25 protein-coding genes are annotated in these 23,619 nt (G+C 47.1%); 6 read left to right on the forward strand and 19 right to left on the reverse strand.

What is annotated here, in order from left to right; translation table 11 throughout:
• The first annotated feature begins 7 nt into the window (after window positions 1-7).
• Window positions 8-355, forward strand: a complete 348-nt coding sequence (locus tag AC4PM4_RS25000; protein WP_064640579.1) for a hypothetical protein — start codon at window positions 8-10, stop codon at window positions 353-355.
• 186 nt (window positions 356-541) lie between these two features.
• Here the strand turns inward: AC4PM4_RS25000 and AC4PM4_RS25005 are convergent, their stop codons facing one another.
• From AC4PM4_RS25005 to yyaC, 5 genes are all read right to left on the reverse strand, one after another.
• Window positions 542-2,716: an O-antigen ligase family protein gene (locus AC4PM4_RS25005; RefSeq protein WP_491614789.1), complete on the reverse strand. Its 2,175-nt coding sequence runs from the start codon at window positions 2,714-2,716 to the stop codon at window positions 542-544.
• A gap of 274 nt (window positions 2,717-2,990) precedes the next feature.
• The gene (locus AC4PM4_RS25010) at window positions 2,991-4,301 is read right to left on the reverse strand and encodes a class I SAM-dependent methyltransferase (protein ID WP_491614790.1); all 1,311 of its coding nucleotides are present in this window, start codon (window positions 4,299-4,301) and stop codon (window positions 2,991-2,993) included.
• A gap of 46 nt (window positions 4,302-4,347) precedes the next feature.
• Window positions 4,348-5,037 (reverse strand): DUF6483 family protein, encoded by a 690-nt coding sequence (locus AC4PM4_RS25015; RefSeq protein WP_488732253.1) that lies wholly within the window; start codon window positions 5,035-5,037, stop codon window positions 4,348-4,350.
• Window positions 5,038-5,277: 240 nt separating this feature from the next.
• Window positions 5,278-6,069 carry an alpha/beta fold hydrolase gene (locus tag AC4PM4_RS25020; RefSeq protein WP_491614791.1) on the reverse strand — a complete coding sequence of 264 codons (792 nt, stop codon included), beginning with the start codon at window positions 6,067-6,069 and terminating at the stop codon, window positions 5,278-5,280.
• 76 nt (window positions 6,070-6,145) lie between these two features.
• Window positions 6,146-6,688, reverse strand: a complete 543-nt coding sequence (yyaC, locus tag AC4PM4_RS25025) for a spore protease YyaC (protein WP_491614792.1) — start codon at window positions 6,686-6,688, stop codon at window positions 6,146-6,148.
• Window positions 6,689-6,848: 160 nt separating this feature from the next.
• Here yyaC and AC4PM4_RS25030 point away from each other — a divergent pair, with 160 nt between their 5' ends.
• The gene (locus AC4PM4_RS25030) at window positions 6,849-7,073 is read left to right on the forward strand and encodes a DUF1128 domain-containing protein (RefSeq protein WP_063566608.1); all 225 of its coding nucleotides are present in this window, start codon (window positions 6,849-6,851) and stop codon (window positions 7,071-7,073) included.
• Window positions 7,074-7,195: 122 nt separating this feature from the next.
• Here the strand turns inward: AC4PM4_RS25030 and AC4PM4_RS25035 are convergent, their stop codons facing one another.
• The gene (locus AC4PM4_RS25035; protein WP_063566607.1) at window positions 7,196-7,921 is read right to left on the reverse strand and encodes a pirin family protein; all 726 of its coding nucleotides are present in this window, start codon (window positions 7,919-7,921) and stop codon (window positions 7,196-7,198) included.
• A gap of 143 nt (window positions 7,922-8,064) precedes the next feature.
• Window positions 8,065-9,087 (reverse strand): asparaginase, encoded by a 1,023-nt coding sequence (locus AC4PM4_RS25040; RefSeq protein ID WP_491614793.1) that lies wholly within the window; start codon window positions 9,085-9,087, stop codon window positions 8,065-8,067.
• A gap of 179 nt (window positions 9,088-9,266) precedes the next feature.
• On the opposite strand from AC4PM4_RS25040, the gene AC4PM4_RS25045 reads away from it, so the two are divergent.
• The 4 genes from AC4PM4_RS25045 to AC4PM4_RS25060 all read left to right on the forward strand — a co-directional run bounded on the left by AC4PM4_RS25045 (window position 9,267) and on the right by AC4PM4_RS25060 (window position 11,274).
• Window positions 9,267-9,962 (forward strand): phosphatase PAP2 family protein, encoded by a 696-nt coding sequence (locus AC4PM4_RS25045; protein WP_072735550.1) that lies wholly within the window; start codon window positions 9,267-9,269, stop codon window positions 9,960-9,962.
• A gap of 134 nt (window positions 9,963-10,096) precedes the next feature.
• On the forward strand, window positions 10,097-10,354 hold the full coding sequence (locus AC4PM4_RS25050; protein WP_491614794.1) for a GlsB/YeaQ/YmgE family stress response membrane protein: 258 nt from the start codon (window positions 10,097-10,099) through the stop codon (window positions 10,352-10,354).
• A 65-nt stretch (window positions 10,355-10,419) separates the two neighbouring features.
• Window positions 10,420-10,827 carry a YtxH domain-containing protein gene (locus tag AC4PM4_RS25055; RefSeq protein ID WP_063566603.1) on the forward strand — a complete coding sequence of 136 codons (408 nt, stop codon included), beginning with the start codon at window positions 10,420-10,422 and terminating at the stop codon, window positions 10,825-10,827.
• Between the two features lie 81 nt (window positions 10,828-10,908).
• Window positions 10,909-11,274, forward strand: a complete 366-nt coding sequence (locus AC4PM4_RS25060) for a DUF5665 domain-containing protein (RefSeq protein WP_082935221.1) — start codon at window positions 10,909-10,911, stop codon at window positions 11,272-11,274.
• Between the two features lie 25 nt (window positions 11,275-11,299).
• On the opposite strand, the gene AC4PM4_RS25065 is transcribed toward AC4PM4_RS25060, so the two are convergent.
• The 12 genes from AC4PM4_RS25065 to AC4PM4_RS25120 all read right to left on the reverse strand — a co-directional run bounded on the left by AC4PM4_RS25065 (window position 11,300) and on the right by AC4PM4_RS25120 (window position 23,588).
• Complete coding sequence (locus AC4PM4_RS25065) at window positions 11,300-12,334, reverse strand: magnesium transporter CorA family protein (protein ID WP_491614847.1); 1,035 nt, start codon at window positions 12,332-12,334, stop codon at window positions 11,300-11,302.
• Window positions 12,335-12,457: 123 nt separating this feature from the next.
• Window positions 12,458-13,231 (reverse strand): sigma-70 family RNA polymerase sigma factor, encoded by a 774-nt coding sequence (locus AC4PM4_RS25070; RefSeq protein ID WP_024631358.1) that lies wholly within the window; start codon window positions 13,229-13,231, stop codon window positions 12,458-12,460.
• A complete protein-coding gene (rsbW, locus tag AC4PM4_RS25075; protein WP_063566601.1) occupies window positions 13,228-13,680 on the reverse strand; it encodes an anti-sigma B factor RsbW in 453 nt (150 codons plus the stop codon). The genes AC4PM4_RS25070 and rsbW overlap by 4 nt, the downstream gene beginning before the upstream one ends.
• 18 nt (window positions 13,681-13,698) lie before the next feature.
• Window positions 13,699-14,037 carry an STAS domain-containing protein gene (locus tag AC4PM4_RS25080; protein WP_491614795.1) on the reverse strand — a complete coding sequence of 113 codons (339 nt, stop codon included), beginning with the start codon at window positions 14,035-14,037 and terminating at the stop codon, window positions 13,699-13,701.
• Window positions 14,038-14,123: 86 nt separating this feature from the next.
• Window positions 14,124-15,800 carry a response regulator gene (locus AC4PM4_RS25085; RefSeq protein WP_063566599.1) on the reverse strand — a complete coding sequence of 559 codons (1,677 nt, stop codon included), beginning with the start codon at window positions 15,798-15,800 and terminating at the stop codon, window positions 14,124-14,126.
• A 16-nt stretch (window positions 15,801-15,816) separates the two neighbouring features.
• Complete coding sequence (locus AC4PM4_RS25090; protein ID WP_063566598.1) at window positions 15,817-16,689, reverse strand: CheR family methyltransferase; 873 nt, start codon at window positions 16,687-16,689, stop codon at window positions 15,817-15,819.
• A gap of 71 nt (window positions 16,690-16,760) precedes the next feature.
• Window positions 16,761-20,480, reverse strand: coding sequence for a response regulator (locus AC4PM4_RS25095; RefSeq protein WP_491614796.1), 3,720 nt, complete (start codon window positions 20,478-20,480; stop codon window positions 16,761-16,763).
• A complete protein-coding gene (locus AC4PM4_RS25100; RefSeq protein WP_079697098.1) occupies window positions 20,477-21,646 on the reverse strand; it encodes a PP2C family protein-serine/threonine phosphatase in 1,170 nt (389 codons plus the stop codon). The genes AC4PM4_RS25095 and AC4PM4_RS25100 overlap by 4 nt, the downstream gene beginning before the upstream one ends.
• Window positions 21,647-21,830: 184 nt before the next feature.
• Window positions 21,831-21,998, reverse strand: coding sequence for a hypothetical protein (locus AC4PM4_RS25105; protein ID WP_491614797.1), 168 nt, complete (start codon window positions 21,996-21,998; stop codon window positions 21,831-21,833).
• Window positions 21,999-22,037: 39 nt separating this feature from the next.
• Window positions 22,038-22,382, reverse strand: coding sequence for a YflT domain-containing protein (locus tag AC4PM4_RS25110; protein ID WP_064640589.1), 345 nt, complete (start codon window positions 22,380-22,382; stop codon window positions 22,038-22,040).
• 93 nt (window positions 22,383-22,475) lie between these two features.
• Window positions 22,476-23,009, reverse strand: coding sequence for a hypothetical protein (locus tag AC4PM4_RS25115; protein ID WP_491614798.1), 534 nt, complete (start codon window positions 23,007-23,009; stop codon window positions 22,476-22,478).
• A gap of 66 nt (window positions 23,010-23,075) precedes the next feature.
• Complete coding sequence (locus AC4PM4_RS25120; RefSeq protein WP_063566593.1) at window positions 23,076-23,588, reverse strand: DUF948 domain-containing protein; 513 nt, start codon at window positions 23,586-23,588, stop codon at window positions 23,076-23,078.
• Window positions 23,589-23,619 lie beyond the last annotated feature (31 nt).

The raw sequence follows: 23,619 nt of genomic DNA on the forward strand, positions 1-23,619 counted from the left end.
TGAGAAGATGTCATTCAAATCAGCACCCGGTACTCCCCCGGTCAAACATAACACCCCAGGCCAGAAACTGCCTTCTGCCCGCGGTATCCGAAGAGCATGCAGCAAAGAGCTGTATCGAACAGCCAAAAAGCTAAAGGTATATATCTCCCCAGAGCTGATGAAGCAGGCGGAAGAATTGTATTATGGGAAGGTCATCGCCAATCTGCTCTGGATCGGAGAAAATCGGGATAATCGCAAAAAATTATGCGAATGGTGGAACGCGGATGTCAGCTTAGAGATTGCGACTCTATGGGGTGTAGAGGTAGAACCGCTGCAAGCTGCCTTTAAGAATGCGTTTGGCGGATATCGCTTGTAGGTTGGGAGCAATGAACAGGTAGACGAACAGCTTATGGTGCAGCATTTTGTTCGATTTTGAATAACCCGAACTGAGGCGTAAGCCAATACTTTCGTTGGATCCATGCGAGATCGTTCATGCCGTTACAAGTTGAATCATTGTTTTCATGGATCTCGTTCTCTTTTAGCGTTGGATGAGGTCAGATATTCAGGGAATCTTTCTGGTCACCTCTGAAGCAATTGGATCAAAAGCAAGGAGGCGCAGATTATCCCCGTAACGTAATGCGTCTTCTCCAAGCTCAAAACGCCGATCATTTCTATCCTTCTCTGATGCTACTTTTTCTGCCAGTTGTCTGTAACGTTCATATATCCTTACTCCAGCAGCAGCGGTCTGCCTTCCTCGTTCAGCATACCCTGACGCCAGTTCCCTCCGTGATGCCTGTTCCATCCAATACAGGGCTTGGGACTGGCTGGACGCGTCAAAACGATTCTGGGCCAGGCCTTGTTCAAAATAGTTCCCGGCCGACTCTCCTCTACCCGATTGAGCGGCTAACCGCCCCAGCTCTCCGTAGAGTTGGGGTGAAACAGGGGAAAAGGACAAGCTCTGCACCAATATGGAGTCAGCCTTTTTCGCTGGAAGCGTACGGGACAGGGAGATGGCGATATCCGGTCTGTAGGGGTTGAACTTGTACGCCGCAGTAAGCAGCACCTTTTGTTCAGCACTTCCTGTATTTTTTGACATGGCTAAACGATATTGTTGTTCTGCCGCCACTTGTTGTCCAGCAAGCCAGACTGTGCCGCCAAGCCAAAACATGACGAACAGTCCGGTTAATATCCCTTGAGGCCACGGGCTTAACGGACGGAGAAAACGAGACCGTTTTTTGTCAGCCACGGATTCCTGAAGAGTTGACGACGAGAGGGCCCAGCCCCCAAGCCAAATGAACAGCATCCAATTGAAGGTGAAGCTCCAGTCAAAGTCCATAGCGCCATGGAGGACAAAAACAATAACCGAAGGCAGCAGCTGCGGTGCATGCCTCCACATCGTTCGCAGGGTGGAAAAGAACCATCCGGCGATGAGCAGCAACCCGATCACGCCTGTGTCGAGGGCCAGATCGAGGAAGCCGTTGTGGACCTCGCCTCCGACATAAGGCGAGGATTGGATGGCGCGAAACATGTTGCGCCATGTCTCTCCCCCGTGGCCCAGCCATGCGGCCTCGGTCCAGAGCTTCAGGGCGTCCCGCCACATCTGAAGGCGGGACAGCCCTGTGCCGACACCAGCCGCCATGCGGTCGGCTGTGGAGGCCACGGCCACAGTGGTGGCGGCGATTCCCGCCAGCACTGTGGCCGTGAGGGCAGCGGCGCGCGCACGAGCGCCGCTATGCCACAAACGGCACAGCAGCAGCGTGCCGAGCAGCGCAGCTGCCCATGCTCCGGCCAGTGCCAGCAGGCCGGGCACGGGTGCAGGCGCCAGCTGGGCCGCAGCCAGCTGGCGGTAGAGCCAGGCCGCGCACGCCAAGGGCGCGGCTGTGGCCAGCAGCAGCGGCAGGCGGGCACCGCGCCGCTGCAAAGCGAAGGCGGCGACCGCGGCGCAGCCGGTCGCCAGCCAAGCGCCGCGCGACTCGCTCAGCAGGAGCGCAGCATGCGCAGGCATGAGCGGCAGTGCTGCCGCGATGAGCCGCCCGGCCGACAACGGCCGGGCTATGGCTCGCGCGGCGGCAGCCAGCCGCTCCAATGCGTACATGCCAACAATGGCACCGTACGCATTAGGGTACTGCAGCAATCCGCCGAGCCGGGCTCCAGCGGAGCTGATCTCGGGGTCAGCGGTTCGCATGACCCCATAAGGCATCGGCAGCACACCGCACGCGGCTAGCACTCCGCTTAGAACAAACAGGCCGCCTGCCAATTGCCAGCCACAGGCAAACCAACGCGTTCCGTTCGCGCGTGATGCCAGTATGACGGTTAGCAACGCAAATATCGCCAGAAGGCTCCAGCGCAGCATCTCATCCAAACTTCCCTGTACGCTGACAGAGCCCATCCATACATGCAGGCCAAACCAGACTGCTATTGCCAGGGGCCAAAGCATCCAGCGGAAGTGAGCATACTGCATAATCGCCTCATATAGTCGTTTGAGGTAATCCAACCACTGAGCAATCCCTAACTGCCCTCTCGTCTTCGGTGCATTGAAGCACATAATGAACAAAACAAACCAAATAAGTACACTTCCTGATGCCATCAGTACCAGAGGATATACGTCCGTAGCATAAAACAATCCCCTACATAGACATCCTGTCAACAGTAAAACCACTGCAAGTAAACCAAGAACTGCCGTTAATGCCGATTCTGAACCCCACTTGGCTTTCTCATCTGATTCCCCTCCCTTCATACGTCCCTCTCCTTTCTCCAGTCTCCGTATTCTTCTTAATTAATTTCAAACAAAAAAAGACAGAAGCCCCATTAGGGTCTTCTGCCTGATTACATGCCTTTGGCACATTATATATATTTTCACGGGACCCTCTTATCAGTATGTCCCGTCATCGGCGATGGCAGACGAACTGCATCGTCTCAAAGGAACAAGCAACTCAATCATGTATCATCCTTCTTGCCATCTGCCATCAAACATTATGCATCACTCTTCATTGTTCCATAGACATTCACATTCAACAGTGATCACAGTGACTGGCATCTTTGATGGATTCCCCATTTGAATTCTCCTGGCTCGCATCTGCCCCATGGTTCGGCGCAGCTTCTTTCAGCTTGCCGCCACCTGGGAGCAAGTCCGCACAAGCCCGCTCCAAATAAGGATCTGCGTGAATGAAATCACGGAATGCGGTATATTCGTTCCACATGTCAGCAGTCTGTCCAGCCTGCCCTCGTACGGCACGGATTAAAATATTTTTCGGCGTATGCTCCATGTCGATAAATTCAAGCAGCTGCGTTTTGTATCCCATCAGATCGAGCAGCTTGGCCCGAATGGCATCGGTTGCCAAAGCGGAGAAACGTTCCTTCAGAATACCGTGTGACAACAACGGGTTCATCACGTTGGAATCAATCTGGTCAAATAGCTCGTGCTGACAGCACGGTACAGACAGAATGACCGAAGCGCCCCAACGAACGGCTTTCTCCAAAGCAGCATCGGTTGCTGTATCACAGGCATGCAGCGTTACAACCATATCCACTTCATTCAACTCGTCATAGTCAGCGATGTCTCCAACGAGGAACTTCAGGTCACCGTAATGCAATTTGTTTGCCAGATCGTTGCAGTGTTCAATAACATCGGCTTTTAAGTCGAGGCCAATAATTTTAAGCGATCTGCGCTGCTGTACGGACAAATAGTGATATAAAGCAAAGGTGAGATAAGACTTCCCGCAACCAAAATCAACAATGGTAAGTGGACGGCCCTCCGGCAGATGCGGGATGACGTCCTGAACCATTTCGAGGAAACGGTTGATCTGTCTGAACTTGTCGTACTTGCGAGCCAAAACGCGGCCTTCCTCGCTCATAATCCCCAGCTCGACCAGGAACGAAACGGGAACTCCATCTTCCAGCACATATTGCTTTTTGCGATTATGCGAGAGGTCCACCGCAGTCTTGGAAGGCGACTTGGTCAAGATGGACACTTTATATTTTTTGCTGATCAAAATTTGATAGTCTGCGTCTGTAGTACAGAGCAGTCCTTGACGAAACGTCTCTTCGCATAGCAAAGTCATGCGCTCTGCCGCTTCATCCGGAGTCAAATTCTCGTGCAGCACTTTGTTGGTATAATGAAATGCGAATTGATAATGAAGCTGATTCTTGAGCGTTACCGGCTTGACTTGCACTTTCGTATACGAGACATTGTCCCGTCTGCGCAGCTGGCTCCAGGTCGCTGTAATCAGCGAATTCTGTTCAAAGATGTCTTGTATAAGCTTTCGCAATGAATCCACGGGGGTACATCTCACTTTCGGTTTGGTTTGGTCAACCGTTACCATAACACAATTCCGTTCCCTCTCCAAGTTAACGGGCCTATTCATCGGTTTAACGGTTCAGCTCGGCAAGCCCCTCTTCCACTTCCTCACGAGGCAAACCACCTTGTTGCAATTGCTCATCTCCCAGTTGTCTTAACCTTTCATAGAAAGCCTGTACCTCACCCCGATACTGAATGGGATGGCTGTCATCTACCTGCAGCAGTCTGTACCAGCTATTCTCAGCCTGATCATAACGCCCCTGCTGTTCACGATACAGGGCAAGCTGCTTTTCCGTTCGTGCCGGAAGTTCGTATTGTTTCGTCTGCTCCAATATTCCCTCCACACGATCTGGTGCATCCAGCAGCTTCGGATTAGCCCCATTATTCAGTGCGTACAGGTAAAAATGAAGTGATCTCATCAGACGAATAAGTGCTTCATTCTCCGACTCCATTTTTTCCTGGTCATCTATGCCCTCTACTTTGGCCTTTTCATTATAAATGTACGCCTCTTCTTCGATCAGCCTGGCGGCTTGTTGCAGATTGTCCACTTCAATGACGCCGCGAAAACGGAACATTTCAATGACATCCTCGGCCGGCAGTGAGTTCAGCAGAGATAAATTCAGTCCAAACTGCCTACGCAGCAGCTCGTCCAGCTCGGATAGAGCCTCCGTGTGTTTTCGCTGTTGTTTAAGTGTAAATACTTTGCCGATCGCTTCTGTCATTTCCTCCATCATGCGGAGCAGATAATCTTTCCTGAACATGCTATGTGCCCCCTCATCATTCGATCGTGTACATTCCAGTTTCACTTGCATGATCCATTCTCATCATTTTAATTCATGCCATGACAAAAAGCCAAAACATGGTCTATGGCTCGTCCTATGCTCTGGCCCTGAACAAATAAAACCCCTGCCGTTCTTGAGCGAACGTTGCAGGGGTTTAGCAAAATACCGACGCTCCGCCAAGGAGGCGAAATCATCCGATACTCTATTCATGTTCCATTATTATTTCGATAATCCCGTCAAAAATTGTTTAATGACCTGAATTAATTCTTCCGGAGCTTCATACATGCTCATATGTCCTGCTCCAGCAATCACGGCTTGTGTAATATGTGGTTTGTCACTTGTGAATGTACGTTCCGGCGGAATGACGGCATCCTTCTCTCCGGCAACCAGCAGGACAGGAAGCGGTGTAGCGGACAATACATCACGACGGTCCGGTCGTTCCCGCATAGCCAGTGCAGCTCCAGTTGCCCCTTGTGGTGCAGTCTGGTATCCAATTTCCTTCACACGAGTCACTTGCGTCGATAGCGATTCCACATGTTCTTGTGCAAACAAACCAGGAACCAGCCCATCTACAAAGTGAACAATGCCTTCCGTCTGAATGGTGGATACTGCACGAAGGCGTTTTTCTTTGCCTTCTTCACTATCCGGATAGGCTGTGGAATGAATCAAGCCGAAGGCATTCAATCGTTCTGGGTGGCGCTGTGCGATAGAAAGTGCGATATATCCGCCCATGGAGTGACCGAGTAGGAAAGCCTTGTCCACCTTTAGCTCGTCCATTAATTGCAATACGTCATTGCCCATCTGATCAATGGTATAACTACCTACAGGTGCGTCCGTTTTGCCGTGTCCACGCAGATCGGGTACGATGCAACGATAGCTGCGTGCAAGCTCAGGCACCACTTCATCCCAGTAGGATGAACTGCCGCAGTATCCGTGGAGCAAAATGAGTGCTTCTCCCTTACCCTGTTCGGCATAACAAATCGTCGTTCCGTCACACATCACTTTTTCCATATAAATCCCTCTCTCTGCGCGAATTAAATTAATTCAAGTTGTATATTATTAAGCCTGCATATCATTAATGAAACGTTTATCTGTATTTCACTGCTTCGGCGACCGCCTCTGCAATCGATCTGGACATGCCCATAACGAAATGAAGCGAGGTCATCTGTAGAATGGAATAAGGTCTCGGTCCATTAGCATTCACTACAGCAGCCACGCTATAATGACCAACTGGCGGCAGCTTGCCTCCAACCGATTTTGCCGGAATCAGTGGGTGTTCTGCGAGATAGTATGTACCTGTTGCCTGTTTTGGACCCAGACAAGCATCAATGGCGATGATGGCATGATGTGACGGGACAAGCGCCAGCCTCTTCTCCAGTGTATCCGCATCACAAGGAGAAGCTAGAGTTCCTACAACGTGATTCACTCCATACTCCTGCAGTAGACTGCCTGTCAGTGGGCCCAGAGCATCTCCGGTGGAACGGTCCGTCCCGATACAGACAAAGGTGATTTCATCCGGTGAATGAAGCTTATAGATGTGCTTGAAAAATAATACCAAGTCTTCTCCCTGCACATTGCGGCGGGCTTCCCTACTTTGATGACGAACCAATTCCCGCTTATATACGGCCAATCTCTTACCTCCTTATACACATGTACTTCCTGCCTGAGTCTCTATTGTTATATTCCTCATTTTACCCGATGCTTGATTTCGTCGCAAAAGCATTGGCCTGAGCCTGTCCAATCATGATACAATGACAACAGTTTCCGATACGGAAGGGATGGACATAACGATGGATTTAACGCAAGCAAGCGCAGCCAACATGGAATATATGATTGAAGCAATCAAAACGAAGTTGCGGATGGCCAGTGGAGCTGCCATGCAGGCTTCGTCTTTCCCACTTGCGAAGTATGAAGATTTGTTTGACCTGTATGAAATGGTCCTAAGCAAAGAACATCTGAGTATCTCTGAAGTGGAAGCTGTCGCTTCCGAACTGGGCAATCTCCGCAAATCCTAGGGCGGCATCGCCCAGCAAACTTTGAGAGACTCTTTTACGAAGGCAGCTACAACAAGCCGTACAAAAAGGACCTGTTCTCCACATCACAGTGGAGACAGGTCCTCTTGCGTTTGTTTTTTTCGTCAAGGCAAATCCACCAATACAAATTCAGCCGTCTCGCTGCCTGTACCTGTAATTTGCAGATCACAGCTTTTGCGGATTCGTGCAGCATCACCCGGCTTGAGATTGAAATTGCCGTCTGAACATACAATCTCGATATGGCCACTAATCAGGAAGAGATGTGTACGCCTATCTTCATGTTGAGGGTACATTAATTTTTGACCGGATTCCAGATGGGATAGATAACAAGTTACATCCTGTGAAATAGGCAATGCTCCCTCGGCTCCTTCTCCCCCTTGCCCCGATACAATCGGACAAAGACGGTTCAGATGCTCCTGAGCCTCTACACGACGATTAGTATACGAGGGCTTCAACATGCGCTGGGATGGCAGGAACCACATCTGTAGAAAGCGTACCGGTTCATCCTCTGACGGGTTAGTCTCTGAATGCTCTACGCCGGTGCCCGCACTCATGACCTGAACTGTTCCCGGTTCCAACAATTGCTCCGTTCCCATGCTATCCGTATGTTTCAACGTACCTGATATGACATAACTAACAATCTCCAAGTCATGATGTGGATGTCGCTTAAAGCCTTCCTGCGGCATCAGTGTGTTGTCATTATGAGCCAGAAGACAACCAAAATGGGCATTGCTTGGATCATCATAGTCCGCAAAGGAAAAGCTGAATTCACTGTGTATCCAACCTCGATCCGACGTGTGCCTTTCTTCCGATGTCACTACTTTAATCATGTTCATCCACCTCCAAGGGTTTAGAGCTGCCGCACTGTCGCAGCAGTTCTTGCGTGTATATTTAGAATTCTATAGATCAATACCAGTTGGTATGTCATCTTTACCCGTGGTCCGGGAATTCTAATCACGCCCCTTGCATATGGTTATACGCTTTCTTCTTCAGGTGAGTGAAGCTTGAATACGCTCTCTGCCCGCCCTACGACTTTACCTGCGTCGTTCCGAATGTCAGGTGGATATACTTCTGCCAGTCGTTCGATGGTTTTTCGATTGCTGTAGCCAATCTGCTCCAGAATGGATTGGGCAATATAGGCCCATTCTTCTTCCGAACCATCAAGCACTTTGAACGTAATTCCGAGGCGTTCCTTTCTCAGGGCAAAACCAAATACACCCTTGAAGCCACCTTTGGCTACAATGTTGCTGTCTTCAAGCAGCACGGAATCCACACGCTGCGTTCCTCCTACCATTAACGGATATTCGTTCATGGCTCCAGTAATGGTCTCTACCGCCGAACGTGTAGATGGGTCCTCGATCAGATCCGGGCAAGCCAGCTTCAGATATGCGTTCGACAAAGCCGATAACGGCAACGAAAATACCGGAAAGCCGCAGCCATCCGTCCCAAGTTTAATCTCTTTCTGTTCAATCCCTGCCATATAGGCCATGGTCTCAAGAATTTCACGCTGTACCGGATGTTCTGGTTCTGCATAACTTCCCAAATCGGCCTGTTTCATCTGAGTGTATGCGAGAACGCCCAGATGTTTACCGGAGCAGTTGTGGAGAATACGACGCTTCTCTCCTTGAGATCGTAGCCATTGATTTCGGCTTTCTTCATTGAGGGGGTAACTCGGTGCGCAAATCAAGCACTCTTCACCCAACCCTATTTTGCTTTCTATCTGCTCCAACACCTGAATATGCATCGGCTCCGAACGGTGTGAGGAAGACATAATGGCAATCTCCTGAGCTGTCAGACCGTAATGCCCAGCAATACCAGCACGAATTCCCGGAATGGCCTGAAAGGGCTTGGCAGATGAACGGGTAAACGCTCTAAAATGCGGATCTCCGGCTGAATATACAACATTGCCGTTCTCATCCGTAATGCTTATGTGTCCGTAATGGGCGCATTCCATAACGCCCGCACGGTATTCTTTAATTAACAGGGCACTCTCCATGCGAGTTCTCTCCTTTATACTCCCGAATTCATCTCTGCTTTGCGTCACGACGCCGCATGGGATATCTTAAATAGTATAGTACAAAAGCGACGTTTTTACAGTTTTTTCGACAGACATTTCGGGTAATCCTTTATCAATCTTTATCTACCTACTACCATTACTGAAGGAGATACTTATTTATGCTGCGCAAAACGCAATTACCCACTTCCGGGTTAGCTCGCAAAACTTCAGTACGTCCACTGCTCAACTGGGCTGGTGTCGGAATTATAGCCAGCGTTTCGGTCGTCTTCTTGCTGGCGGCTCTGGGAGCGTTGCTGGGTAACGATGTTATCCTTTCATTGGATGACAGGATCCAGCAGTTATTTTATCTGAACTCAGATTCACGTCTTCATCTGTTGCCTTTCATTTCATTCATTACTGCGCTCGGTTCTTTCAGACTTTCTGCCATGGCAGCTATCGGTTTTTCAATTCTTTTCTTGTGGCAGCGTCGTCCCCGTTTCCTCATATATGGTTATGCGTTACTCAGCAGTTTTGCCATGATGTGGATTCTCAACACCTTATTGAAGGAAATATTCAGGCGTAGTAGACCTGAGCTGGAACATCTGCTGGTTGTTCATGGATATAGTTTTCCAAGTGGTCATGCGATGATCTCGATGGGGTTTTATGGCATGCTCTTTGTCATCTGGGCGATTGAACGACATCAACGTATGTCTGGAGTTGCACTGCCTGTCATTTGCGGAATCACATTTATATTTCTGGTCGGCCTCAGCCGCATCATGCTGGGTGTACATTTTCCAACCGACGTTTTCACCGGATTTGCTGCAGGACTGGCTTGGATCTTCTGTATGATTAAAGGGATTCAACGTTCCGTCTGAATTGTACTATCCTATAATTTCCAGTATAGATCTCCCTACATTGATTGTTTCACCTGGAAGCACGGCGTTTATATACGAAGTAAGCAAACGCGAACAGACACCATCCTACATCAAGTACAAAGGAGGCGGTTGTTATGTGGGGTATTATTATCAGCGTTGTGATGGCAGTCATTATCGGTGTAATCGGTGATGCACTTGCCGGTCATAACATGCCTGGAGGAATTATTGGTGCAATGGTTGCCGGATTTGCCGGAGCCTGGCTGGGAGCACTCTTGCTTGGTAACTGGGGACCGGTCATCGGTAACTTTGCCGTAATTCCTGCTATCATTGGAACAGCAGTCTTTGTCTTTTTGCTGGGGCTTGTGTCCAGACTGTTCAGACAGGCTGCCTGATCGGTGCAACAAGGTGTTCGTTGTTTCGTATTCGTTTCTTAAATTTGAAGAAGGAGTGATTTGACATGAATAAAGCAGAAGAACAATATCCTGTACAAAGCGGTTCCACTTTCGCCAAAGGTATTTTCATCGGAGGTTTGCTGGGAGCAGCTGCAGCACTACTCTTTGCCCCTAAACCAGGACGCGAATTGCGTGATGACCTTTCCGAGAAAGTGGGGATCGTTACAGATCGCACAAAAGAAGTTGCAGCGGTTGTCGGTGATAAAGCTTCCGAACTGGCTAAAACGGTCTCTTCCAAAACTTCTGATATTGCAAAAACGGTAAACCAAGGCCGTAATGACGTTATGGACTCCGTAAGAAAAGCTTCCGCTGATGTAGCGAATGAAGCATCCAAAGCGTCGGACGAAGTGGCTACCGCTTCTGTAGAAGCGAAGGAAGATGCACGTAAAGAATTGAACTCGACCAGCCTGTAAGGCTTTGGATCGAGTGACCAATAGCCAGCTGTATTCCAGCTGGCTATTTTTTATCCACGGCGAGATTAAAGGAGGAAGAACATGAGTAAAGTCACAATGAACGGCAATACGCCCATAACCGGAGGAAAACCCGCACAACAGTATGATACAACAGAACACCCTTTTGAATTGCGACATGAGGTCAAACGTCTGAATACTCGGCTGGATCAGATTGCAGACAGTTTGGAAAAATCTCAAATCAAGGATATTATCGAAAACTACAGCAGTCCCAAAAAACGTATCATTACCAACTTCACCGCTGGTATGGCACGTGGTTTGGGTTTGACGGTAGGGACCTTCGTCGTTCTTGGTCTGCTCGCTTTTATTCTCAGTCAATTCGTGAACATGCCAATTGTAGGACAATATATTGCTGACTTACTGGGATATATTGAAGATTATAAAAAATAAAAGGCACAGGGTGAGGCTGACAAAGTCATCGCCTTCGTTTGCCCTTGGCATGCTTCTCTGTTTCTTTGGCCGACGGCTGGGAAGACTTCACTTTGAGCAGATCCCCTGTCCAGCCCTTCATCATCATCCATACATACATGCCGATCATGCTAATGATTATAAGCGCAAGGACGAGTACAACACCCCATGTTTTGTCGATCCAAGGCAGATTCTCGAAGTTCATTCCCCATATGGCTCCTGCAGCCGTTGCGGGCGTGAATACCGAGGTTACAAGGGTCAGTGTCTTCATAATCTCATTGCCCCGCACCCCTGAAATGGCATTATCGATGGAGATCAATGTATCAATCTCTGTCTCATAATGTTTGAACAAACGCTCCATCCGTTCGATCCGGTGCTGGAGCTGCTGGAAAAAGCGATTCTCTTTCAATTCATCTAGGTAGGCTTCCCTGGCAGCAGCCATCAATTCGGAATACGGAATGAACAGGTTACTCCAATACAGCAGCTCAAATCTAGCCGCAAGAATCTGATCCATCAACGTGCGTGCATTGCGGGATTCCATCGTCCGCTCCAAATCCCTCAGGTTCATCTCAAAATGGTCCATACCCACATGGTAATAATGCAATATCGCGCGAAAGAGCACAAACATGCCGTCCCTTGCTTCACTGCACTGTTGTAACATGGCTGCACGTTCACCTGTATTCATAATACCTCTGGTATTATCATCTACATTCAAGGTAACCAGTCTTTCTTGATCCACATAGAAAAACATCTGATTATCTTTACGTGGATCGTTTCTTTCATTCTTGACCGCATATAATAATGACCCGAATATCACGGGCTCCGTGCCGTTCATGAAGCGGACGGACAGGTAGTTGGACTCTACCTCCGGTATTTTGCGAAGCCAATACTGCATTTCTGGAAATGCGTTCGTTAGTTCCTCCAAGGCATCAGCCATACTCTCCTGATCAGGTGCAACCCAATCCCACCATTCCCAATGGTCTGAGTAGGTAAGTTTGTCCCGACGCGCTTCCAGCTTGACTTTATCCACAATCACAAACATCCACTCCTGCATTCATACTGTTCATTAGAAAATCATTGATCCCAAAAAAAGGACACGTATGCATTCCATTGGAATCACGTGTCCTTCTCTATGCCGTGCTCAATATCGTCACCGATCTACATCTCATAATAATGAAGCATTCGACATAATCTGTTTTAATTTCTCAGTGGCTCGCTTCTGGATACGAGATACACTCATTTGGGATACTCCCAATTTCTGAGCAATTGCCCGCTGCGACTGACCATCCTGAAATGCCAAAATAAGCACTTTTTGTTCCTGTTCCTTCAATTGTCCCAATGCCTGCTGCAAGTCCATCCGCTTCTCAACCGAATCGAAGTCATTCACATCAGAACTGATTAGTTCGCCCAAAGTGGCTGCACTCTCATCCTGTGATAGTGGAGAATCCAGTGACACATAGTGATAACATTCCCGACCAGCCAAGACTTCGATGGTTTCCTCAGGGGTTAAATCCAGGTATTCAGCAATCTCGTTCACACCTGGTGAACGCTCCAGCTTCACTGTCAATTCATCAATGGCATGTTGGACAAGTGCTCCCTTTTCCTTAATTCTACGGGGCACCTGAATATACCAGGACTTGTCCCTTAAATAATTCTTCATATGACCGATCATGCTCTTCATGGCATAAGGTTCAAACGGAATACCCAGATTAATATCGTATTGCTTAAGCAAACGAATTAGGGCCATCTGCCCGGTCTGATACAAATCCTCATACAGATCGGGGCGGTTCCGCGCAATTTTACCTGCTGCCATCTTCACCATCGGTTCATATTTGCGGATAAGAACTGTTGCAATTTCGTTATCCTGGGTTTGCTGGTATTCCCAGATCAAACCTATTGCTTCAGACATGGACTCTGGGGGAGTCACTTTTTCATTCATACTTTCTCCTCACTTCTTGCAAGACGTTTTACGAGTACTACTTTCGTACCTTTGCCCGTCTCACTTTCCACACTGACATCGTCCATCAGAGCTTGCATCAGGTAAAATCCAAGTCCACCGATTTGGGCATCTGTCAGTTCTTTGTCATGAAGGCCTGCACGGGATACCGCCGGGTTAATGTTCTCGAAGCTGGCTCCTTCATCTTTGACGGTAATAGCCAGCGTGTCATTATCCACTTCGAACACAACCTCAACCATGCCGCCTTCGTGTGAGTAAGCATACAGTACAGAGTTATTACAGGCCTCGGATACAGCAACCTTCATATCCTCAATGTCCTCATAAGAAAATCCCATTTTGGACGCAACACCATAAAGATTGAGTCTTACAATATCAACGTAATCAGCTGTCGCCGGTAAATTAAGGGTGACTCTTTGAACTTCTGCATTCATTCCTTTTTCGATCCTTTCCTATTGGGAATTCTTCTGTGAGACAAAGAATTTGGCAATACCCGTCATATCAAAAAGTTTCTGAATTTGCGCAGGAACTTCCTGTACTTCAAAGCGAGCTTCCATTCCATGCCGTGCTTTCAGAACAGATAACAGGATACCAATCCCTGTACTATCGATGTACTTCAAGTCTTGCATGTTAATAATCAAATCTTGTTCCTTGTTGTCCACAAGCGGCTCCATCACTAAACGGAATTCAGGAGCAACCGACAAATCCAGTTCGCCAGTCAGATACACCGTGCACACGCCATCAAGTGTTTCTGTTCTTACATTGAATTTTTCATTTTTATTTGTATTCATTAGACATCTCTCTCCTGATCAATGGTTTCTTTACCTAATAACCCATCTACAGCACATATGAAACAGTAATCGAATTAGCAAATATTTCAATTCGCCTGATTTATGGCCGATGCGTTGGATTTGAACCCTTGTCTTTCTTCCTGAAATCGGGACAACTTCTGTTTCACATTGCCCATTTTCACAGGTTTACTGATGTAATCGTCCATACCTACAGTGGAACATCGCTGCTGAATACCATCCATGACATTGGCGGTCATCGCTACAATAACCGGCTGCTGGTCTTGAGGAAGGCTCTCACGAATTCTGCGTGTACACTCCAATCCATCCATCACGGGCATTTGCAAATCCATAAATATATAATCATAATTGCGGTTCGCTAAAACCATCTCCAGCGCCTTCTTGCCATCTTCGGCGATATCTGCGACGAGTCCAAGCTTGCCCAGCATAATAGACATTAGTTTCTGATTAATAGGATGATCATCGACGATTAATACGCTTGGATGCATTTCATAATTTTTTTTAATGTCCGTAAGCTGATCTTCCCCCATACCTGTCGTCAGCTCAGTCTCAACATACCGCTGCGCTTGAATGGTAAATACAAACGTAGCCCCACGCAGCTCTGACGTATCCAGATATATCTTTCCACCCATCATTTCAACGAGCGTTTTGCATATAGCCAGCCCCAGACCCGTTCCACCATACTTACGCGTCATGGATGTGTCCAGTTGGGAAAACGGCTGGAACAGACGATCTACTTTGTCTGGTGCTATGCCTATTCCTGTATCTTTTACAGCAAACTCCAGCGTCATTCGCCCGTCTTTTTCTTCATTAACGGATACGATCAGATACACGCCACCGTGGTCCGTGAACTTGATGGCATTGGCAATCAGATTCAACAAAACCTGGCGCAGCCTTGCCATATCTCCATAGATCAGTTCGGGTACCGAATCTTCCAGGAAATATTCCAGCTCAATATTCTTTTTGCCAGCTTCAACCGCGAAGAGTCTCAGTACTTCACGTATACAGGACACAAGTTCGAACGGATGCTCTTCCAGCTCCATTTTGCCGGATTCCATCTTGGTGAAATCGAGGATATCGTTAATCACCGTAACGAGTGCATCGGCACTACGACGTACAATGTCCGCGTATTCCTTCTGATCTTCCTTCAGATCCGTTTCCATCAACAGATCAACCATACCGATAACGCCATTCATCGGCGTACGAATCTCATGACTCATCATGGCAAGGAACTCGGTCTTCGCATTTGCAGCAATTTCCGCTTCCTCTTTGGCCTGAACGAGCTGCTGGTTCATTTTCTCCAGTTCCTGCGTCTTCTGATGCAGCAGCATCGTCTGTGTTTTCAAACGTTTATTCGTGATAAACATTTCTACAAAGCCCTCGATTTTGGATTTCAAAATTTGAGGGATAAACGGCTTGACCATATAATCAATGGCTCCTGCGGAATAACCTGCAAATAAGTGCTCTGCCTCTCTGCTATTTGCAGAGATGAAAATAATCGGCACGTCCTTGGACTTGTCACGCGCCTTGATTAACTTTGCCGTCTCAATTCCGTCCATCCCAGGCATCTGCACATCCAGCACAATGACCGCAAATTCGTCTTTCAGCAAACAGCGAAGTGCCTCTTCCCCGGAGGTTGCCTTGACGAGCTTGTACTGTTCCGATTCCAGAACCGCTTCGAGAGCGAGCAGGTTCTCGGGGCGGTCATCTACCAATAATATGTGGATTGGTTCATTGAGCCCCATGACTAAGCTTAACCCCCTATTTAATCTTCCGGTATATTTTTTCCGTCCGGTCTAACGGCTCGTAGGCATCGCTGAATTCCGTAAAATGTATCGATTCTTTAGATCCCAGAACAAGGATGCCGAAGTGGCTCAAACTTTCATGAAAAAGTCCGTGCACATGGTTTCGCAATTCATCATTGAAATAAATCATGACATTGCGGCAAAAAATCACATTAAACTCGTTAAATGACCGGTCTGTTGCCAAATTATGTTCGGCAAAAATAATATTTTTCCGTAAATAAGGATGAAATATAACGGAATTATATTTCGCAGTGTAATACTCCGAGAAAGCGCGGGTGCCCCCGGCTTCCAGATAATTTGTAGTATATAATTTCATTTTCTCAATGCCATATACGCCTTCCTTGGCCTGCTGCAATGAGCGATCATTCATATCTGTTGCGTATATTCTTGCCTTGTCGTATAGTCCTTCCTCATGCAGCATAATCGCCATGGAATAGACTTCCTCTCCTGTAGAACAGCCAGCATGCCATATCCGGATGTATGGATAAGTCCTCAGTACAGGAATAATCTGTTCCCGGAAGAACCGAAACAAGGTTGGATCACGAAACATTTCTGTTACAGGGATGGACAGATTCTGTACAAAACGATCAAATGCAGAACGGTCATGAAGCACTTTTTCCTGTAAACCTGAAATGGTCTTTAGTCCTTCGGCATGTACATAATGCCAGATTCTACGTCTTAACGACGGTAACGCGTAGTTCCTGAAATCATATCCATATAAACGGTGCATACCTTCCAATAGCAACTCGATCTCGATCAGTTCACGCTCTTCATCTTGCGGCATGCGGATCGATTCTGCCTCCGCCTCGGTAGGTTCCCACGGTGTCATATCTTCTCTCCACTTCTTCATTTGTTACTTGCGTAATAGATGTATTGTCCTTCATTACCCAAACTATCGGGTTACGAATACAGCCATACCCGCATTAGGGATAACAATTGATCCGTTTGGATCGGTTTTTTTACATAATCGGACGCTCCAGCCTCGATACACTTGCCACGATCCTCTTTCATGGCTTTTGCGGTTAAGGCGATAATTGGCAATTTTTCGAACTTCGGTATCTGTCTGATCCGTGTCATGGCCTCATAACCGTCCATCTCCGGCATCATCATATCCATTAATACTAGATCGATCTCCGGGTTCTTATCCAGAATCTCCAGAGCTTCACGGCCGTTCTCCGCAAATGTCACATCCATGCGATAGCCTTCAAGCACGCTTGAAAGGGCAAATACATTACGGATGTCGTCATCCACTAGCAATATTTTCTTGCCTTCAAACAAGGTTTCCTTATTATGCAGCTTCTGCAGAATTCGACGCTTGTCTTCCGGCAGGTTAGCTTCTACCCGGTGCAAGAACAAGGTCGTCTCATCAAGCAGACGTTCAGGTGACTTCACGTCTTTGATGATAATGGACTCCGCATATTTGCGAAGCTTCATCTCTTCTTTGCTGTCCAGCTCTTTGCCTGTATAAATAATGATCGGAAGATCATTCAAGTACTGATCGTCCCGAATCTGGTCAAGCAGCTCGAATCCGGTCATATCTGTCAGCATCAAGTCCAGAACCATGCAATCATAGCGTTGACTGTGCAATTCATTCAAGGCCTCACTGCCAGTGGACACTGCTGTGATTGCAACATCATCGTGGCCAATCAGTTCAATGATGGCTTTCCGCTGTATTTCATCATCTTCCACAATCAATAGGCGTTTCAATTGATTCTCTGTATAGGATTCGATATGCGAGAAAGCTTTATCCAGCGAATCTTTACTGGAAGGTTTTTTCAGATAAGCAATGGCTCCCATCATCAAACCTTGTTTCATATCATCAATAACTGAGATGACATGTACCGGGATATGACGTGTCGCCGAGCTGCTTTTCAACTCACCCAGAATCGCCCAGCCATCCATCACAGGCAACTGGATATCGAGGATAATCGCATCCGGCAAATATTGACGGGCCATTTCGAGTCCTATGTCTCCCTGAAGCGCCACAATAGCCTTAAATCCTCTGCCTCTCGCCATATCCATCAAAATGTGCGCAAAATTCACATCGTCCTCAATAATGAGGAGAATCTTGTCACCTTCCAAGAGGTTTTCCTGATCATCCTCCAATTGTACAGGTACAGGGGAGTCGGATTGAGGCAGCTCCATAATTGAAATGCTTTCCGTATCAGGTGTCAGCAAGGTCTGTCTGCCTGAACGCATCGTATGTGATTCTCTTCCGAAGCTTTCAATCTCAGAAGCAGCAGCAGCTTCTCTTGCCGAGTCGTCCACCTGAACCTCCTCTTCGTGATTATCCGGCAGGAACAAGGTAAAGCTACTGCCCACACCTTCGGAAGACTCTACCTGAATAGCACCGCCAAGCAGGCGGGCAAGTTCGCGACTTATGGACAATCCCAGGCCCGTGCCGCCATATTTGCGGCTGGTTGTACCGTCTACCTGCTGGAATGCTTCAAAGATCAGATCCGTCTTGTCCGATGGAATTCCGATGCCGGTGTCATTCACGGTGAAGCCTACGTATTCCTGGTTCGTATTCAGGTATCCAGGAAGCTCTTCCATTTTCATCTTCCGCCCAATCAGGCTTACAGATCCACGGTTCGTAAACTTGAACGCGTTCGACAACAGATTCCGTAAAATCTGTTTGACGCGGTGGCTGTCGGTATATACCCATTCCGGCAAATTGCTGTCGAACTCAATGTTCAGGTTGAGTTCTTTTTTGTTCGCCATTGGGCCAAAATTTTGTTGAACAAAGCTGGTCAGTTCTTCCATGCGCACCGTCTCATAATTGATATCCATTTTGCCCGCATCCACCTTGGACAGATCCAAAATTTCATCAATCATTTTCAGCAAATCCGCACCGGACATATAGATCGTCTGGGCATATTCCTGCTGTTTAACACTCAGGTTTCCATCCTTATTCTCGGATAACAATTGGGACAGGATCAGAAGACTGTTAAGTGGTGTGCGCAATTCATGCGACATATTTGCCAAAAATTCTGACTTGTACTTACTCGTCATCGACAATTGCATGGCTTGCTGTTCCAACTGAGTTTTGGTTTTCTCAATCTCGTCGTTCTTCTCTTCCACTTCACGTACCTGTTCTTCCAGTGCACGAGTCTTGGCAATCAGCTCAGTATTGAAGTGCTCCAATTCTTCCTGTTGACGCTGTAACAGCTCTTCAGAACGTTTGAGAGCTCCCGTCTGTTCTTCCAGATTCTCATTCGAACGGCGCAGCTCCTCTTGCTGTGTCTGTAGCTCTTCGGATTGCACCTGCAATTCCTCAGTGAGCGCCTGGGATTCACGCAGCAATTCCTCCACCCGCAAACGACGACGAACGTTGTTAAGAATAACGCCCAAATTCATAATCAGTTGTGAGAACAACTGTGTATGCAGATTCGTGAACCCTTCAAACGAAGCCAGTTCGACAACGCCAATCAGTTCATCCTCAAATACGACAGGATAGATCATCACACCAGAAGCACGCGATGATCCCGTTGCTGACCCGATGTTCACATAATCCTCTGGAGTTTTTTCCAGAATAATTGGTGTCATATCCAATGCGGCTTGACCAATTAACCCCTCGCCGATACGGTAAACCTCTTTGCCAACATCTTCATTTTCTTCAAACGCATAAGCCCCATAACGTCTCAGTTCGTCTGGATGTTTCTCTTCATCGATCAGGTATACGACACCTAGTTGAGCTCCAAGCACAGGTGTAAATTCGCTGATAAACATCTGCGAGATCTGACGAATCGACCCTATACCCCGCAACAATTCTGGAACTCTAGCAATGTTCGAACTCATCCAATTCTGATCTTGCTGTGCTTGTAAATAAGCTTTCTCGACTTCCAGTTTTTCTTCCAAATCATTGGATACATCCTTGAACACACTGGCAATCTGACCAATCTCGTCGGTAGACTTCACCTGTATGCGGCGAATGGTTCGATAACGCCCTTTGCCAAAACTGGTAATCATCATGGACACGGTATTCAGACCGCGTGTAATACTTGGCAGCACCCACATAATGACACCCAACGCGAGTAGTAATCCGGCAATCATGATGGCTACTGTAATCTGTACCGCGCGCATATAGGCTGCGTTCGCATCCTTAATCTCGGTATCTATCTCCTGGTCTTGATAACGGGATAGGGCATTCAGGCTGTCTACAGCTTCCTTTTGCACTGCCAAACCGATTGAGTTCCGGTAGTTATTGGCATCCTCTGCCCGATTCTGAGACATCAAACTGACCTGTCTTTTAGCATAAGCATTATAAGCTTCCCAGGCCGTATTCACACGATCCACCAGTTGATGCTCTGGTGCGCTGTCCGCCCGATCCCGCACTTCCTCAAGGTAGCCTTCGCCTTTTTTCTGCATCTCCTTCAAATCGCCGTCTGCAGCACTTATCGAATTGTTGGGATTCAGCAACAAGTTAGCCAGCACTTTGGCTATATCATTGACCTCTCCACGTGCAGCAGAAGTATATCTGACTTTGAGGTATCGCTCCTGATACATCTGATCGATCTGTTTATTGCTGCTGTTCAGCCGTTCGTAACTCACAAACGTAAGCACAATCATAATGGCCATCAGAGCTGTAAAGCCAATCAGCAGTTTATTTCTGATCTTCATTCAGCTTCGACCCCTTTATTTAAGGTAATCCATACCAAACATTTATCATCATCCCGCTCCTGCGGAATCTCATCATCGAAGAACAACGCCTGCATGGCCGCTTCATCCCACTGATGGGAACCCGCCAGTTTTTCCTTCAAAAATGCCTGCTGCATTTCCTGATCACCCTGGACGGCTTCAGTCAAACCATCCGTATAAAGGGCGATATGCCCCTCGCCTTCATAGTGAATGGTCTGTGGTTCAATATCCATCTTGTCGAACAGGCCTACAGGACAGCAGACGCTGTCAAGCGTTGTCACACTTCCGTCCTGGCGGAAAAAGAGTGCTGGCGGGTGACCTGCGTTAACATAATCAATTCGCTTCATTCGTGTATCTACGACCAGATATATCGCTGTAAAATAGTACTGCACCAGCTGTTTTTCCAGATGCAACTGATTAAAGCGACGATTCAGTTCCTGAATAACCTTCTCCGGGTCTACATACGTTGTAACGGTGTCTTTCAGCACGGAAGCAATGAACATGGTAAATAGGGATGAAGATATCCCATGCCCCATCATATCCAGCAATAGGACTCCATATCTGCCTTCACCAAGCGGATACCACGAATACAGATCACCCGCAAGTTCAAACGAAGGTTTGTAAATTGCATTAACGTGGAACAATGGATCTTCAATAGCAGGGCTTAACACAGCATTCTGTACCATAGCCGCAAGTTTCAGTTCATCCTGAATCCGCTGATCCCGCTCTTTATGCCAATCCTTCTCTTGTTTCAGACGAAGCGCAAGACGGATTCTAGCCATCAGTTCGACTTTGTTAATAGGTTTGGTAACATAATCGGATGCACCTGCATCCAGCGCCTCGGCCAATTTCTTGGAATCTCCGATCGCGGTTACCATAATAATGGGTATATCCTTGAGATTTTCAAATTTCTGCACAATACTGCATGCTTCGATTCCATCCATCTCTGGCATCATCATATCTAGCAAAATCAGGTCAATATCCGACGGCTTGGGACGAAGTTCATTGTTTTCCCCACCTATCCCAAGGACTTCAAACATCTCCATGGCAGAACTTGCCGTTACAATGTCACGATAGTTTTCTTTTTTCAGAATTTCTCGAATGATAATGACATTCGTCGGATTGTCGTCAACAATAAGTATTCTCATTTCTATCTCCTTATCTGTGGCGTCCGGGTTTGTCGATTCTTATCAGGTCATCTAACAACCTTAATTATACAAATTTCGCATACAACACAGCGGTAGACATAATAATTCCTAGTATAACTATAATCGTATTATCAAAAAACTTCTATCAGTAAATGGCACCATCGCAGGAGAATTCACCCGCTTGTTACCCTGTTTTTGCTGCGTCCTGATCCCGCTTCCAAACTTGCAAAAACATAGATAAGGAATGGGGATATCCCCATTCCTTATCTATGTTTTTGGATAAGCATTCTGCGTCATCAACTTGAAAGCTCTTTTGAATGATGCAAAATACTTGGTTCTGAAGCTTGTCCATTCTCAGAAGGCTCCAGCTTACGTGTTTGTATCGGCTAAGCTATTCTTTCTTTTTGGCAATCACAAGTACTTTGCCTTTATCGAGTTCACTCTCGTAAAAATCTGCCTCAGCTTCGGTGAAGCCCATCGAAACAATTTTGGCCCGGAGTTCATCACCGCGGGAGCGGAACAGATTCGCCAAGGAATCAAATACGCCTTCCTCCTTGATGCCAATCTCTTTGGCATCTGCCGTATCGGCAATCCGATCTGTACGATCCTTTTCATGGGCTAGAACGAAGATATGATCAGCAAGGTATCCGGTAATCTGCAATTCTTTCACCGCTTCTACCGCTTGGACTCCGTTTTCTACCACTTTTGCATAAGCTTGCGCATTGGTTGAATTCATCGTTTCCACTCTCCTCTGATTATTCTTCTTTATCGAGCTACTTAGTATATAACCATACAATATCGGCTTGAAACGTTTCTGGATTAACCAATCCTAGGAAACCGATTCATCAAAGAGGTCTATTCCTTCAATATAATTGGAGCCTGGCTTCATATATACTTTCAGCGCCTGACTTCCTCGAAGAAATACTTCTCCATCCTCTGCTACATAATACGGCTTACCCAAAACATCTCGAATGGCCTCAATATTCATATCAATCCATTCCTGATTAAGCTTCAGACGTTTCTCGGAAGCATCAATATGCACATAATTGACCACTCCTGTATCTTCGCAGAGCCCAACCGTTACATCTTTGAATTGATACTCAGGGCAACCCAGGTATGGATCAAGTTCCTTATGAACCGGTTTGCCTTTATTGGCTAAAATATCATTTATGCTGTCATCCAGAGAAATGTCATTCAGAGTCCGAAAGTGCTGGACAGGTCCGGATCGATCAGCAGCCAGAATGATCTCTGGTGTCTCCTCTTCCACTACCGTCCATTGCATATCATGAGCAGCGGGTACCGCTGCCGGTTGAACGGAAAAGGGAGAAATTACGCTAAACATAACAAGCAGTAGTTTCATCATGATTCTCACCCTTTCATCAGGTTCATCACCGCTCTGAAGACTTCTATTCATTACAAAACGGTCATGCTATTTCCGCATACGTTGCCATACATTAGCGGCTACATCCACATATTTCAGCCAGCCTTTTCCGCCTTTGGCATCATCATGATATGTAGCTTCATAGGATTGCAGTGTCCGATCTGTCGGTGTAGCAGGCGGCGTCTGTACTACATTCGCTACTTCTGAACGTTTGTTCTGTTCAGTGCTGCTGCGTTTCGTCTGAAACTTGGCCATCAAAGTGGATGACACCTGCTTTGCTGCTTCCGTCACTTCGTTCAGCACTTCACCCAGATTCTGTACAGATTCCATAACGGGATCAATTTGTTTCATTTTGTGCTGCACATCAACTGTAATATCATTGGCATGCCTTACCGTCTGTTTAACTTCATAACTAAGCTCATCAATGGTCTTCTGAACTTCCTGCAGTGTCTGTGACACATTGTCGAGTGAACCCTGAGCGGACTTCAAGGTACGAATTAAAAAGAATACAAGTACTGCAAATGCAATTGCAATTAAAGCCACACTAATTTGATAGATCATAAAAGAACCTCACTTTCCAGTATAAATCGGT

The organism is Paenibacillus sp. MDV22-iso6, from assembly GCF_058408365.1.

Bases quoted from the DNA above. Each gene is read 5' to 3' on its own strand.
- AC4PM4_RS25070 (WP_024631358.1), bottom strand. From the start codon at position 13,231: ATGAATGAAAAAGTGACTCCCCCAGAGTCCATGTCTGAAGCAATAGGT.
- AC4PM4_RS25120 (WP_063566593.1), bottom strand. From the start codon at position 23,588: ATGATCTATCAAATTAGTGTGGCTTTAATTGCAATTGCATTTGCAGTA.
- AC4PM4_RS25085 (WP_063566599.1), bottom strand. From the start codon at position 15,800: ATGGGGCTCAATGAACCAATCCACATATTATTGGTAGATGACCGCCCC.
- AC4PM4_RS25065 (WP_491614847.1), bottom strand. From the start codon at position 12,334: ATGTTTGTGATTGTGGATAAAGTCAAGCTGGAAGCGCGTCGGGACAAA.
- rsbW (WP_063566601.1), bottom strand. From the start codon at position 13,680: ATGAATGCAGAAGTTCAAAGAGTCACCCTTAATTTACCGGCGACAGCT.
- AC4PM4_RS25110 (WP_064640589.1), bottom strand. From the start codon at position 22,382: ATGAATTCAACCAATGCGCAAGCTTATGCAAAAGTGGTAGAAAACGGA.
- AC4PM4_RS25050 (WP_491614794.1), top strand. From the start codon at position 10,097: ATGTGGGGTATTATTATCAGCGTTGTGATGGCAGTCATTATCGGTGTA.
- AC4PM4_RS25100 (WP_079697098.1), bottom strand. From the start codon at position 21,646: ATGAGAATACTTATTGTTGACGACAATCCGACGAATGTCATTATCATT.
- AC4PM4_RS25045 (WP_072735550.1), top strand. From the start codon at position 9,267: ATGCTGCGCAAAACGCAATTACCCACTTCCGGGTTAGCTCGCAAAACT.
- AC4PM4_RS25090 (WP_063566598.1), bottom strand. From the start codon at position 16,689: ATGACACCGTGGGAACCTACCGAGGCGGAGGCAGAATCGATCCGCATG.
- AC4PM4_RS25115 (WP_491614798.1), bottom strand. From the start codon at position 23,009: ATGATGAAACTACTGCTTGTTATGTTTAGCGTAATTTCTCCCTTTTCC.
- AC4PM4_RS25060 (WP_082935221.1), top strand. From the start codon at position 10,909: ATGAGTAAAGTCACAATGAACGGCAATACGCCCATAACCGGAGGAAAA.
- AC4PM4_RS25010 (WP_491614790.1), bottom strand. From the start codon at position 4,301: ATGGTAACGGTTGACCAAACCAAACCGAAAGTGAGATGTACCCCCGTG.
- AC4PM4_RS25035 (WP_063566607.1), bottom strand. From the start codon at position 7,921: ATGATTAAAGTAGTGACATCGGAAGAAAGGCACACGTCGGATCGAGGT.
- AC4PM4_RS25000 (WP_064640579.1), top strand. From the start codon at position 8: ATGTCATTCAAATCAGCACCCGGTACTCCCCCGGTCAAACATAACACC.
- AC4PM4_RS25030 (WP_063566608.1), top strand. From the start codon at position 6,849: ATGGATTTAACGCAAGCAAGCGCAGCCAACATGGAATATATGATTGAA.
- AC4PM4_RS25020 (WP_491614791.1), bottom strand. From the start codon at position 6,069: ATGGAAAAAGTGATGTGTGACGGAACGACGATTTGTTATGCCGAACAG.
- AC4PM4_RS25105 (WP_491614797.1), bottom strand. From the start codon at position 21,998: ATGGACAAGCTTCAGAACCAAGTATTTTGCATCATTCAAAAGAGCTTT.
- AC4PM4_RS25040 (WP_491614793.1), bottom strand. From the start codon at position 9,087: ATGGAGAGTGCCCTGTTAATTAAAGAATACCGTGCGGGCGTTATGGAA.
- AC4PM4_RS25095 (WP_491614796.1), bottom strand. From the start codon at position 20,480: ATGAAGATCAGAAATAAACTGCTGATTGGCTTTACAGCTCTGATGGCC.
- AC4PM4_RS25080 (WP_491614795.1), bottom strand. From the start codon at position 14,037: ATGAATACAAATAAAAATGAAAAATTCAATGTAAGAACAGAAACACTT.
- AC4PM4_RS25015 (WP_488732253.1), bottom strand. From the start codon at position 5,037: ATGTTCAGGAAAGATTATCTGCTCCGCATGATGGAGGAAATGACAGAA.
- AC4PM4_RS25005 (WP_491614789.1), bottom strand. From the start codon at position 2,716: ATGAAGGGAGGGGAATCAGATGAGAAAGCCAAGTGGGGTTCAGAATCG.
- AC4PM4_RS25055 (WP_063566603.1), top strand. From the start codon at position 10,420: ATGAATAAAGCAGAAGAACAATATCCTGTACAAAGCGGTTCCACTTTC.